This is a genomic window from Streptomyces davaonensis JCM 4913, assembly GCF_000349325.1.
Classification (GTDB): domain Bacteria; phylum Actinomycetota; class Actinomycetes; order Streptomycetales; family Streptomycetaceae; genus Streptomyces; species Streptomyces davaonensis.
Map to the genome: position 1 here is coordinate 3,165,099 of NC_020504.1, position 11,644 is coordinate 3,176,742.

General features: G+C 69.2%; 12 protein-coding genes. 1 reads left to right on the top strand and 11 read right to left on the bottom strand.

Translation table 11 applies throughout. The features are described from left to right. Positions 1–45 precede the first annotated feature (45 nt). The 10 genes from BN159_RS13530 to rpsB all read right to left on the bottom strand — a co-directional run bounded on the left by BN159_RS13530 (position 46) and on the right by rpsB (position 10,243). Complete coding sequence (locus tag BN159_RS13530) at positions 46–1,074, bottom strand: ABC transporter ATP-binding protein (RefSeq protein ID WP_015657547.1); 1,029 nt, start codon at positions 1,072–1,074, stop codon at positions 46–48. Then, on the bottom strand, positions 1,074–2,735 hold the full coding sequence (locus tag BN159_RS13535; protein WP_015657548.1) for an ABC transporter permease: 1,662 nt from the start codon (positions 2,733–2,735) through the stop codon (positions 1,074–1,076). The genes BN159_RS13530 and BN159_RS13535 overlap by 1 nt, the downstream gene beginning before the upstream one ends. Further along, the gene (locus BN159_RS13540) at positions 2,711–3,787 is read right to left on the bottom strand and encodes a thiamine ABC transporter substrate-binding protein (RefSeq protein ID WP_015657549.1); all 1,077 of its coding nucleotides are present in this window, start codon (positions 3,785–3,787) and stop codon (positions 2,711–2,713) included. The genes BN159_RS13535 and BN159_RS13540 overlap by 25 nt, the downstream gene beginning before the upstream one ends. Positions 3,788–3,921: 134 nt before the next feature. Continuing rightward, a complete protein-coding gene (gene rlmN, locus BN159_RS13545; RefSeq protein WP_015657550.1) occupies positions 3,922–5,028 on the bottom strand; it encodes a 23S rRNA (adenine(2503)-C(2))-methyltransferase RlmN in 1,107 nt (368 codons plus the stop codon). A 46-nt stretch (positions 5,029–5,074) separates the two neighbouring features. Next, positions 5,075–5,524 carry an SRPBCC family protein gene (locus BN159_RS13550; RefSeq protein ID WP_015657551.1) on the bottom strand — a complete coding sequence of 150 codons (450 nt, stop codon included), beginning with the start codon at positions 5,522–5,524 and terminating at the stop codon, positions 5,075–5,077. A 101-nt stretch (positions 5,525–5,625) separates the two neighbouring features. Further along, on the bottom strand, positions 5,626–6,762 hold the full coding sequence (locus BN159_RS13555) for a phosphatidate cytidylyltransferase (protein WP_078598798.1): 1,137 nt from the start codon (positions 6,760–6,762) through the stop codon (positions 5,626–5,628). Next, positions 6,762–7,319 carry a ribosome recycling factor gene (gene frr / locus BN159_RS13560; protein WP_041821334.1) on the bottom strand — a complete coding sequence of 186 codons (558 nt, stop codon included), beginning with the start codon at positions 7,317–7,319 and terminating at the stop codon, positions 6,762–6,764. Before frr ends, BN159_RS13555 begins: the two co-directional genes overlap by 1 nt. 145 nt (positions 7,320–7,464) lie before the next feature. Beyond that, the gene (pyrH, locus tag BN159_RS13565; protein ID WP_015657554.1) at positions 7,465–8,223 is read right to left on the bottom strand and encodes a UMP kinase; all 759 of its coding nucleotides are present in this window, start codon (positions 8,221–8,223) and stop codon (positions 7,465–7,467) included. 182 nt (positions 8,224–8,405) lie between these two features. Further along, a complete protein-coding gene (gene tsf / locus BN159_RS13570) occupies positions 8,406–9,242 on the bottom strand; it encodes a translation elongation factor Ts (RefSeq protein WP_015657555.1) in 837 nt (278 codons plus the stop codon). Between the two features lie 134 nt (positions 9,243–9,376). Beyond that, complete coding sequence (rpsB, locus tag BN159_RS13575; protein ID WP_015657556.1) at positions 9,377–10,243, bottom strand: 30S ribosomal protein S2; 867 nt, start codon at positions 10,241–10,243, stop codon at positions 9,377–9,379. A gap of 271 nt (positions 10,244–10,514) precedes the next feature. On the opposite strand from rpsB, the gene BN159_RS43905 reads away from it, so the two are divergent. After that, positions 10,515–11,057 (top strand): M23 family metallopeptidase, encoded by a 543-nt coding sequence (locus BN159_RS43905; protein ID WP_015657557.1) that lies wholly within the window; start codon positions 10,515–10,517, stop codon positions 11,055–11,057. 16 nt (positions 11,058–11,073) lie between these two features. Here BN159_RS43905 and BN159_RS13580 read toward each other — a convergent pair whose 3' ends face one another. Then, positions 11,074–11,631, bottom strand: coding sequence for a TetR/AcrR family transcriptional regulator (locus tag BN159_RS13580; protein WP_041819232.1), 558 nt, complete (start codon positions 11,629–11,631; stop codon positions 11,074–11,076). Between the last annotated feature and the right edge of the window lie 13 nt (positions 11,632–11,644).

Below are 11,644 nucleotides of genomic sequence, written 5' to 3' on the forward strand. Positions count from 1 at the left end.
GGCGCGGGGAACTGCGCGACCAGCCCCAACGGCGCCGCACCCGCCCTACTGCGGCACTCCCATCACCACAATTTCGGCCACATCGAACTCCACCCCCACCTCGTCCCCCACATCCGGCGCCGCGCGGAGCGCACACGCGGCCTCCAGCCGAGGCGCATCCTCAGGCTGAAGATGTACGGCGACATGGGTGCCCTTGAAGGTACGGGCGGCCACAGAACAACGCAGCCCCTGGTCGGCGGCGACCAACCGCACCCCCGCGGGCCGGACGAGCAGCGTACGGTTGCCCTCAGGCGTGTCGTCAGGCACCGGAAGCTTGCCCCAGGCAGTGGCGGCGACCTGCCCGGCAACCGTCGCCGGAACCACATTGTCGAAGCCGAGAAAGCGCGCGACGAACTCGTCCGCCGGCCGCTGCCAGACCTCAAGTGGCGTGCCCGTCTGGGCGATCCGCCCGTCCCGCATCACCACGACCCGGTCGGCGAGCGCGAAGGCCTCGCCCTGGTCGTGCGTGACCGCGAGCACGGTCGTACCCAACTCGCTGAACAGCTCCCGCAGTTCCACCACAAGCCGCTCCCGCAGCGAGCGGTCGAGCTGCCCGAGCGGCTCGTCGAGCATCAGCAGCCGCGGCCGGGGCGCCAGCGCCCGCGCGAGCGCCACGCGCTGCTGCTCCCCGCCGGAGAGCGAGGCCACGGCCCGGCGGTCGGCACCGGGAAGACCGACGAGGTCGAGCAACTCGCGCACCCGGTCGGCCTGTTCCGCCTTCGACGCCCCATGCATCCGCAGCCCGAAGGCGACATTGCCGCCCACGTCCCGCTGGGGGAAGAGCTGATGATCCTGGAACATCAGCCCAACTCCCCGCCGATGCGCGGGAATGCCGTTCTGGTCGTTCCCGTCGAGTGTCACCCGCCCCGCGTCCAGCGGCTGAAGGCCCGCGACCGCCCGCAACAGCGTCGACTTGCCGCTGCCGCTCGGCCCGAGGACGCACACCACCTCGTGCTCGGCCACCGACAGGTCGACCGAGTCGAGCACGGCCCGCCCGCCGAACCGCACGGTCGCGTTCTCCAGGCTCAGCAGCATCAGAACTCCCCCGTCCGATCGGTCCGCAGCCGCTCCAGCACCAGCAGCGCCACCGCGCACACCACCATCAGAATCGTCGAAAGTGCCATCGCCTGGCCGTAGTTGAGCTCACCGGCCCGGCCGAGCAGCTTGGCCACGGCGACCGGAAGCGTCGGATTGTCCGGCCGCGCGATGAACACGGTCGCCCCGAACTCCCCGAGCGACACCGCGAAGGCGAACCCGGCCGCGATGAGCAGCGCCCGCCGCACCATCGGCAGATCCACCTCCCGCCACACCCGCCACGGCGACGCCCCGAGCACGGCCGCCGCCTCCCGCAGCCGCTGATCCACAGCGCGCAGCACCGGGAGCATGGTCCGTACGACGAAGGGGACGCCGACCAGTGCCTGGGCCAGCGGCACCAGGATCCAGCTGGCCCGCAGATCGAGCGGCGGCTCGTCCAGCGCGATCAGGAACCCGAACCCGACGGTCACCGCGGACACCCCGAGCGGCAGCATCAGCAGCGCGTCGAAGCCCCGTACGAACCGCCCCGCGTCCCGCCGGGTCAGCGCGGCGGCGGCGAGCCCGCCGACCAGCACCGCGACGGCGGTCGCGACGGCGGCGTACTCCAGCGAGTTACCGATGGCCTCGATCGGCGGGACCAGGAAGGCCCCGCCGTCGGCCGAGGTCAGCTCCCGGTAGTAGGCGAACCCGGGCGCGTCCAGGGACCGTTGCACCAGCACGGCGAGGGGCAGCAGGAGCAGTACGACGATGGTGACGAGGACGCCGGCCAGCAGCGCCCACTGCCCGGCTCCGCGCGGGCGGCGCGCGGTCAGCGAGGCGTCCACCAGGCGAAGTGCCGTCTCCCGCCGCCGTACCGTCCAGGCGTGCACGGCGAGAATCGCGCCGACGGCGGCGAATTGGACGAGGGTGAGCACGGCGGCCGTGGCCAGGTCGAAGATCTCGGAGGTCTGACGGTAGATCTCCACTTCGAGGGTGGAGAAGGTGGGGCCGCCGAGGATCTGCACGACACCGAAGGAGGTGAAGGTGAACAGGAAGACCATCAGGGTGGCGGCGGCCACGGCCGGGCCGAGGGCGGGGAGGGTGATCTGCCGCCAGGCCTTCAGGCGCGACGCCCCGAGCATCCGGGCCGCCTCCTCCTGCCGCGGATCGAGCTGCGCCCACAGACCGCCGACGGTGCGCACGACGACCGCGTAGTTGAAGAAGACATGCGCCAGCAGGATCGCCCACACGGTCGTGTCCAGCCGTAGACCCCACAGCTCGTCGAGCAGTCCGCCCCGGCCGACCAGCGCCAGGAAGGCCGTACCGACGACGACCGTCGGCAGCACGAACGGCACCGTCACCACGGCCCGCAGGACTTGCTTGCCAGGGAAGTCGTAGCGGGCGAAGACGTAGGCGCCGGGCAGCGCGACCAGCAGGGTCAGCGCGGTGGAGGCGAGGGCCTGCCAGGTGGTGAACCACAGGACGTGGCGGATGTCCGGCTGGCCGATGACGTCCCAGATCCGGCCGAAGTGCCAGGCCCCGTCGGCGTGCAGACCACGCGCGACGATCGCGGTGACGGGGTAGGCGAAGAAGACGCCGAAGAACGCGACGGGCAGGGTCAGCAGACCCAGCCGCGCCGCGTGCCTCCTCGGGCGGGCTACTTCAGTACGAGCGAGGTCCACGACTTGACCCACTCATCGCGATTTTTGGCGATCTTCGCGGGGTCCATGGTCTGGGGGTTCTCGGCCGCGGGCCCGTACTCGGTGAACTCGGCGGGCACGCTCGCCGCCTCGACCACGGGGTAGACGAACATGTTGAGCGGCATGTCCTCCTGGAACTTCTTGCTGACCAGGAAGTCGATCAGGGCCTTGCCGCCCTCGCTGTTCTTCGCGTTGCTCAGCAGGCCCGCGAACTCGATCTGCCGGAAGCAGGTGCCCTCGGCGACGCCGGTCGGCGCGGTCTTGGGCCTGGGGTCGGCGTAGATCACCTCGGCGGGCGGCGAGGAGGCGTACGAGACGACGAGCGGCCGATCCGCCTTCGCGGCCTTGCCGCCGGCGGAGCCGGAGAACTCCTCGTTGTACGCCTGCTCCCAGCCGTCGACGACCTTCACGCCGTTGGCCTTCAGCTTCGTCCAGTAGTCCTGCCAGCCGTCGTCGCCGTACTGCGCGGCCGTGCCGAGCAGGAAGCCGAGGCCGGGCGAGGAGGTGGAGGCGTTCTCGGTGACCAGGAGGTTCTTGTACTCCGGCTTGATCAGGTCATCGAGGGAGGACGGCGGGGCCAGCTTGTGGTCGGCGAAGTACTGCTTGTCGTAGTTGACGCAGATGTCGCCGTAGTCGACGGGCGTGACCCGGTGCTCGTCCCCGTCGAGCTGGAAGGTGGCGTCGATCTGGTCGAGCCCCTTCGCCTCGTACGGCTGGAAGAGCCCGTTGTCGAGGGCCCGGGACAGCAGGGTGTTGTCGACCCCGAAGAAGGCGTCGCCCTGCGGGTTGTCCTTGGTCAGGATGGCCTTGTTGACGGCCTGCCCGGCGTCGCCGTCCTCCAGGACCTTGACCTTGTACCCGGAGCTCTTCTCGAACTCGGCGAGGACGTCCTTGGACACCGCCCACGAGTCGTGGCTGACGAGGGTGACGGACTTGGAGCCGCCGGAGGACTCGCTGTCGTCGGACGACCCGCACGCGGACAGCACGACGAGGCCGAGGCCGACGAAGACAGCCAGAAACTTCTTGTTGTTCACGGTGATGACCGAACTTCCTACCCAGAATGACCTGGGCGAGGTTCAGAGGGTCTGCGGCCCGATCGCCGCACTCTCAGCGCTGTCGCGCTCCCCTGTCGGATATGAAGATGTGCGTACGGATGTACGCGCTCAGACTACCGCTCGGTGGCCGCGAGCTGACCACACGCCCCGTCGATCTCCTGACCTCGGGTGTCCCGGATGGTCACCGGCACCCCGTGGGCGGCGATGGCCTCCACGAACGCCTTCTCGTCCTCGGGCCGCGAGGCGGTCCACTTGGACCCCGGAGTCGGATTCAGCGGAATCAGATTGACATGCACGGGCTTGCCCCTGAGCAGCCGTCCGAGCCGGTCACCGCGCCAGGCCTGGTCGTTGATGTCCCGGATGAGGGCGTACTCGATGGAGAGCCGACGCCCGGACTTCGCGGAGTACTCGAACCCGGCGTCCAGGACCTCGCGGACCTTCCAGCGGGTGTTCACCGGGACGAGGGTGTCACGCAGCTCGTCGTCGGGCGCGTGCAGCGAGATCGCGAGCCGGCACTTGAAGCCCTCGTCGGAGAACCGGTGGATGGCCGGGACGAGACCGACGGTGGAGACGGTGATCCCGCGCTGCGACAGCCCGAGCCCGTCCGGCTCGGGGTCGGTGAGCCGCCGGATGGACCCGACGACCCGGTTGTAGTTGGCGAGCGGCTCGCCCATGCCCATGAAGACGATGTTGGACAGCCGGGCGGGCCCCCCGGGCACGTCCCCGTCCCGCAGCGCCCGCATCCCGTCGACGATCTGATGGACGATCTCGGCGGTGGACAGATTCCGGTCGAGCCCGGCCTGCCCGGTGGCGCAGAAGGGACAGTTCATCCCGCACCCCGCCTGGGAGCTGATGCACATGGTCACCCGGTCCGGATACCGCATCAGCACCGACTCGACGAGCGTCCCGTCGAACAGCCGCCACAGCGTCTTACGGGTGGTCCCCTGGTCGGTCGACAGATGCCGTACGACCGTCATCAGCTCGGGGAACAACTCCTCGCGCAGCTTTCCGCGCGCCCCGGCGGGGATGTCGGTCCACTGCTCGGGGTCGTGGGTGTACCGCGCGAAGTAGTGCTGCGAGAGCTGCTTGGCACGAAACGGCTTCTCCCCGATCGCCGCGACGGCGTCCTTGCGCTCGGCGGGCGAGAGATCGGCGAGATGCCGCGGCGGCTTCTTGGCTCCGCGCGGGGCGACGAATGTGAGTTCTCCGGGCTTAGGCATGGCCGTACCAGTGTCGCAGATCGATTGGTGTGGCCAGGCCGCCCGATTACGCGGTGGTCCCCTCCAGCCTCTCCTTGAGGAGTGCCTCGTCGCGGGGGAGCTCCTTGCGGACCTGGGGACGGACGACGAGGGGCACCAGGGCCCTGCCCAGGCCATGGCCCTCGAAGTCGATCTCTATCGTCACGCGGGAGCGGCGGCCCTCGTCGAGCGGTTCGATCGAACCGTGCGTGCGGGGCCTGACCGGGCCCCCGACTCCGTGCAGGTCCCAGGTGCGGGGCGGGTCGACGTCGTCGAACTCGATCATCATCGGGATCTCGCGATTGCCGATGCGGCGAGTGACCTTGACCTGGGAGCCGGGATGGACGGGCCCCTCTTCGAGTGGCTCTGCCTTGACCGCGCTCAGCTGCCATTCGGGCAGGTGGGAGGGGTCGGTGATGTAGGCGAAGACGTCGGCGGGAGTCCGGTCGACGTCAATGGAATGTCGGATGGCGGACATGGTGAACCCCCTTGGCGGGCGTACACCCAAATCGTCCCACCGGAGTGCCGAAGTGAACAGCAGAGCCCCCGCCGAAGCGGGGGCTCGTTCAAGGTTGATCCTCAGCCGGATCCGACGAACAGCACCAGCAGCAGCCACACCACCGGAGCCGTCGGCAGCAGCGAGTCCAGGCGGTCCATGATGCCGCCGTGGCCCGGCAGCAAGGTGCCCATGTCCTTGATGCCCAGGTCGCGCTTGATCATCGACTCGCCGAGGTCGCCCAGCGTGGCGCTCGCCGCGACCGCGAGGCCCAGCAGCAGCCCCTGCCACCAGGTGCCGTCGTCGATCAGGAACTGCATGCACAGCGCGCCCGCGACCATGGCGAAGGAGACCGCTCCCAGCAGCCCCTCGCGGGTCTTGCCGGGGCTGATGCGCGGGGCGAGCTTGTGCTTGCCGAAGCGCCAGCCGATGGCGTACGCGCCGGTGTCGCTGACGACGGTGAGCAGCAGGAACGTCAGCACCCGCCAGGCGCCGTCGTCGGCGGTCAGCATCATCGCGACGAACGTCGCCAGGAAGGGGACGTAGAACGCCGCGAAGACGCCCGCCGTGACGTCCTTGAGGTAGCCCTCGGGCGGTTCGGTCATCCGCCAGACCAGGACGGCCAGCGCGGTCAGCGCCATCGCCACCCAGGCGCCCTCGGCCCCGCGGACGTACCCGGCGACGACCATCGCCGCACCGCCGAGCGCCAGCGGGACGAGCGGCGCCTTGATCTGCTTGCGCTCCTCCAGCCGCTGGGTCAGCTCCCACAGACCCACGACGACGGCGACCGCGACCACGCCGACGAAGACGGCCTTGACGACGAACAGCGAGGCGACGATCACCACGCCGAGCCCGACGCCGACACCTATGGCCGCACCCAGGTCGCGTCCCGCGCTCTTCTTCTGCGGTCGCGGCGCCGGCTGCGGGGCGTCGTGCATGGGCTCCGGATTCTGCGGCGCGGCCGGGTAGGTCTGCGCCTGCGGCGTCTCGTCGCGGAACAAGGGGCCGCTCAGCCGAGCGGCCCCCCGGTCGTCATCCTGGTCTCCGCCATACGCGGGTACGTCGGGCACGATGGGCATGGGGCGAGTGTGCTGCGCCTGAGGCGCATCGTACGCGGGACCCGCCGGGGCAGCCCCCTGGACAGGCCCCTGGTCGGACGGTCCCCAATACCCGGCCGATGAGCCGGCGTGTGGCGGAGCGCCCCAGGAAGAGTCGTTCATCAGACCTCGAGCAGCTCCGCTTCCTTGTGCTTCAGGAGCTCGTCCACCTGGGCGACGTACTTGTGCGTCGCGTCGTCGAGCTCCTTCTCCGCACGGCGGCCCTCGTCCTCGCCGACCTCGCCGTCCTTGACGAGCTTATCGATCGCGTCCTTGGCCTTGCGGCGCACCGAGCGGATGGAGACGCGCGAGTCCTCGGCCTTGCCCTTGGCGACCTTGATGTAGTCGCGGCGGCGCTCCTCGGTGAGCTCGGGGAACACCACACGGATGATGTTGCCGTCGTTGCTCGGGTTGACGCCCAGGTCGGAGTCGCGGATCGCCTGCTCGATGTTGCGCAGCGCGCTCTTGTCGAACGGGGTCACGACCGCCATGCGCGGCTCCGGCACGGAGAACGAGGCCAACTGGTTGATCGGCGTCGGCGCGCCGTAGTAGTCGGCCACGATCTTGTTGAACATCGCCGGGTGCGCACGGCCGGTGCGGATCGCGGCGAAGTCCTCCTTGGCGACCACGACGGCCTTCTCCATCTTCTCCTCGGCCTCGAGGAGGGTCTCTTCGATCACCACTTGCTCCTGCGTCTTGAGTAGGCCCGGCTGCTGTTCCGTATGCGTGGGGGCGGCGGCCGGCTGCGTCGCGTCTTCTTCCTGCACGGTTCCCGACCGGCAGAACATTGTCCATCCCCCGGTCAGGGTCCGTAGGTGTTGCCTGTCAGTCCCGGCTGTCCTGGTCACCCACAAGCGTGCCGATCTTCTCACCCTTGACGGCGCGGGCGATATTGCCCTCCGCCAGAAGCTCGAAGACGAGGATCGGGAGCTTGTTGTCGCGGCACAGCGTGATGGCCGTGGCGTCGGCGACCTTGAGGTCCCGGGTGATGACCTCGCCGTAGCCGAGGGAGTCGAACTTGACCGCGTCCGGGTTGGCCTTGGGGTCGGAGTCGTAGACCCCGTCCACGCCGTTCTTGCCCATCAGCAGGGCCTCGGCGTCGATCTCCAGGGCGCGCTGGGCGGCGGTGGTGTCGGTGGAGAAGTACGGCATGCCCATACCGGCGCCGAAGATGACCACACGGCCCTTCTCCAGGTGGCGCACGGCGCGCAGCGGGATGTACGGCTCGGCGACCTGGCCCATGGTGATGGCGGTCTGGACCCGGCTGTCGATGCCCTCCTTCTCCAGGAAGTCCTGGAGGGCGAGGCAGTTCATCACGGTGCCGAGCATGCCCATGTAGTCCGAGCGGGCGCGGTCCATGCCGCGCTGCTGGAGTTCCGCGCCGCGGAAGAAGTTGCCGCCGCCGATGACGACGGCGATCTCCGCGCCGTCCCGCACGACGGCCGCGATCTCACGGGCGATCTTGTGCACCACGTCGGGGTCCACGCCCAGGCCCCCGCCACCGGAGAATGCCTCACCGGACAGCTTCAGCAGAAACCGGCCGCGTACTTTGCCGTCGTCGCTCTTCTGGGCCTTGGTGGTCATGGAGATCCCGCCTCTTTCACGTGTTGCACATACGAAGAAGGCCATTGCCGGTGGGGTGTTGGCATCCCATGCGCGGCAATGGCCTCCTCGTCAGATCTGCTGTCGTCCGCCACGCAGGTGACGGCGTACCGGGGCGACTGCTGTCGACCCTATCGGGGTCGCGCGTCGTTCGCGGTACGGACTCAGATGCCGACCTTGATGCGCGTGAAGCGCTTCAGGGTGACACCGGCCTCCGCCAGAACCTTCTCGACGGACTTCTTGTTGTCGAGCGCGTAGGGCTGGCCGAGCAGCGTGGCGTCCTTGAAGAAGCCGTTGAGGCGACCCTCGACGATCTTCGGCAGGGCGGCCTCGGGCTTGCCCTCGGCGCGGGTGGTCTCCTCGGCGACGCGGCGCTCGGACTCGACGACCTCGGCCGGCACGTCCTCCTTGGAGAGGTACTTCGGCGCGAAGGCGGCGATGTGCTGGGCAACGCCCTTGGCCAGGTCGGCGTCGGCCTTGTCCAGCTCGACCAGGACACCGATCTGCGGGGGCAGGTCGGGCATGGTGCGGTGCATGTAGGCGTAGACGAAGCCGTCCGAGAACTGCGCGAAGCGGTCGAGGACGATCTTCTCGCCGAGGTTGGCGTTGGCCTCGTCGACGAACGCCTGAACGGTCTTGCCGGCCTCGATCTCGGAGGCGAGCAGCGCCTCCAGGTCGGCCGGGGAGGTGGCGGCGACGTGCTGCGCGATCTGGGTGGCGACGGCCTGGAACTTGTCACCCTTGGCGACGAAGTCCGTCTCGCACTTCAGCTCGACGAGGACGCCGGAGGTGTTGTCGTCGGCGATGAGGGAGACCACGGCGCCGTTCTCGGCGGAGCGGCCCTCGCGCTTGGCGACACCCTTCTGGCCCTTGATCCGGAGCGCCTCGACGGCCTTGTCGACGTTGCCATCGGCCTCGTCGAGCGCCTTCTTGCAGTCCATCATGCCGGCGCCCGTGAGCTCACGGAGCTTCTTGACGTCGGCGGCGGTGTAGTTCGCCATGAGTCGTTGAGTCTTTCTCGAAGTCGGGGAGATCTACCCGATCCACCTTCCACATCGAGATGGAGAAGGCGAATCTACGGGTGAACGGCGGGGGCGATCCGGATGTCGCCGCCCCCGCCGTCAACGCTGACTGATCAGGCCTGCTCGGCGTCCGCGGCCGGAGCCTCGGCAGCGGGGGCCTCCGCAGCCGGGGCCTCCTCGGCGGCGGGAGCAGCCTCGTCGGCCTTCTTCTCACCCTCGAGCAGGTCGCGCTCCCACTCGGCGAGCGGCTCGCCCGCGGCCTTCTCACCCTTGTCGCCGGTGGCGACGCCGGAACGGGCGATGAGGCCCTCGGCGACGGCGTCGGCGATCACGCGGGTGAGCAGGGTGACGGAGCGGATCGCGTCGTCGTTGCCCGGGATCTTGTAGTCGACCTCGTCGGGGTCGCAGTTGGTGTCGAGGATCGCGACGACCGGGATGTTCAGCTTCCGGGCCTCACCAACGGCGATGTGCTCCTTCTTGGTGTCCACGATCCAGACGGCGCTGGGCACCTTCTGCATCTCGCGGATACCGCCGAGGGTCTTCTCCAGCTTGGCCTTCTCGCGCGAGAGCACGAGAAGCTCCTTCTTGGTCAGACCGGACGCGGCGACGTCCTCGAAGTCGATCTGCTCGAGCTCCTTCAGGCGCTGAAGGCGCTTGTAGACGGTCGAGAAGTTGGTGAGCATGCCGCCCAGCCAGCGCTGGTTGACGTAGGGCATGCCGACGCGGGTGGCCTGCTCGGCGATGGCCTCCTGCGCCTGCTTCTTCGTACCGACGAACATGACCGTGCCGCCGTGGGCAACGGTCTCCTTGACGAACTCGTAGGCGCGGTCGATGTACGACAGCGACTGGAGCAGGTCGATGATGTAGATGCCGTTGCGCTCGGTGAAGATGAAGCGCTTCATCTTCGGGTTCCAGCGACGGGTCTGGTGACCGAAGTGGACGCCGCTCTCCAGCAGCTCCCGCATCGTGACGACGGCCATGGCCGTTCTCCTTGAGTTTCTCGGTTGTGCCGCGGATGCCGGACGGCTCCCGCGCCTGACGCCCACATGCGCCGTGCCACGAAGGACCGAGGAGCGCTGACACGGGTCGTTTTGTCGACCCGATGTCGGGGCGTGCGAAGTCGACCCGGTGACCCGGATCGCCAACAGAAGTGTACGGGACCGAGAAGGCACCGGGTGACGCCGCTGTCCACAAGCGGGGGGTGGTCCACAGATCACGCCATGATCGCCGGGGCGCGGGGAGCCTGGGCGGATGCGAGCGAAACGATGCGCAGGTGCGGCGACGGCGCTGACCCTGGCCGTCCTACTACTGCCGGGCGGAACCCCACAGCCGCCCGCCCTGTCCGCCACCGCAACGGCCGTGACCACCTGGCCGGTGCCCGACCCCGAGGTCCTGCGCGGCTGGGACCCCCCGCCTACCCCTTACGCCCGAGGCCACAGAGGAGTGGACCTGGCGGCCCCGGTGGGCACACCGGTACGAGTGCTGAGAGCGGGCAGGGTCTACTTCGCAGGCCGCGTGGCAGGAAGAGGCGTCATCTCCATCGAACACAAGAACACCGGCACCCCACCCCTCCGAACGACGTACGAGCCGATCGATCCGGAGGTGAAGAAGGGAGCGGAGGTTCGGGCCGGCCAGGTGATCGGCACGGTGGCCGAAGCCACTCCGCCGCCCCATTGCCCGACGTCGTGCCTCCACTGGGGCTTACGGAGGGGAGACACGTACCTGAACCCATTGACGCTACTGAACAGGGGCCCGTCGATCCTGCTGCCGGTATTGGGGATCCCTCTTCCCTAACTGCGGGAAACCCAGCTCAGCCCCGCACACCCCGCAGCGCCATGGACACCGCCGCATCCGTGATCGCCGACGGCTCCTCCGCCGCCCCCAGCTCGATCCGCCGCACGGCCGCGTCCACAACCCCCTGAAGCAGCATCGCCGCCAACCGGGGCTCCGCGTGCCCCAGCTCCCCCAGCGCCTCGCCGATCATCGCGACGAGCCCACCATGCGCGGCCCGGATCTTCTCCCGAGCCCCGGCATCCAGCTCGCTCGCGGAGATCGCGACCACCGCCCGGTGCCGCCGATCCCCCACCAGCGCGAGCTGCGCCCGCACATACGCCTCGACCTTCGCCTCGGCCCCGTCCGCCGCAGCCATCGCCGCCGAGACCTCGGCGGCCCAGACCGGAAAATCGACCTCGCACAGCTCCTCGACCACGGCGGCCCGTGACCGGAAGTACTCGTACACAGAAGACCGGGCGAGCCCCGTCCGCTCGGCGAGCGCCGGAAACGTCAGCGCTTCCGTCCCACCCTCGGACAGCAGGGAACGAGCCGCGTCCAGCAGGGCGGCTCGCTGCATCGACCGGTGCTCGGCCACGGAGGCCGCTCGA

Bases quoted from the DNA above. Each gene is read 5' to 3' on its own strand.
- BN159_RS43905 (WP_015657557.1), top strand. From the start codon at position 10,515: ATGCGAGCGAAACGATGCGCAGGTGCGGCGACGGCGCTGACCCTGGCC.
- BN159_RS13530 (WP_015657547.1), bottom strand. From the start codon at position 1,074: ATGCTGCTGAGCCTGGAGAACGCGACCGTGCGGTTCGGCGGGCGGGCC.
- rpsB (WP_015657556.1), bottom strand. From the start codon at position 10,243: ATGGCCGTCGTCACGATGCGGGAGCTGCTGGAGAGCGGCGTCCACTTC.
- BN159_RS13555 (WP_078598798.1), bottom strand. From the start codon at position 6,762: ATGAACGACTCTTCCTGGGGCGCTCCGCCACACGCCGGCTCATCGGCC.
- tsf (WP_015657555.1), bottom strand. From the start codon at position 9,242: ATGGCGAACTACACCGCCGCCGACGTCAAGAAGCTCCGTGAGCTCACG.
- BN159_RS13550 (WP_015657551.1), bottom strand. From the start codon at position 5,524: ATGTCCGCCATCCGACATTCCATTGACGTCGACCGGACTCCCGCCGAC.
- pyrH (WP_015657554.1), bottom strand. From the start codon at position 8,223: ATGACCACCAAGGCCCAGAAGAGCGACGACGGCAAAGTACGCGGCCGG.
- rlmN (WP_015657550.1), bottom strand. From the start codon at position 5,028: ATGCCTAAGCCCGGAGAACTCACATTCGTCGCCCCGCGCGGAGCCAAG.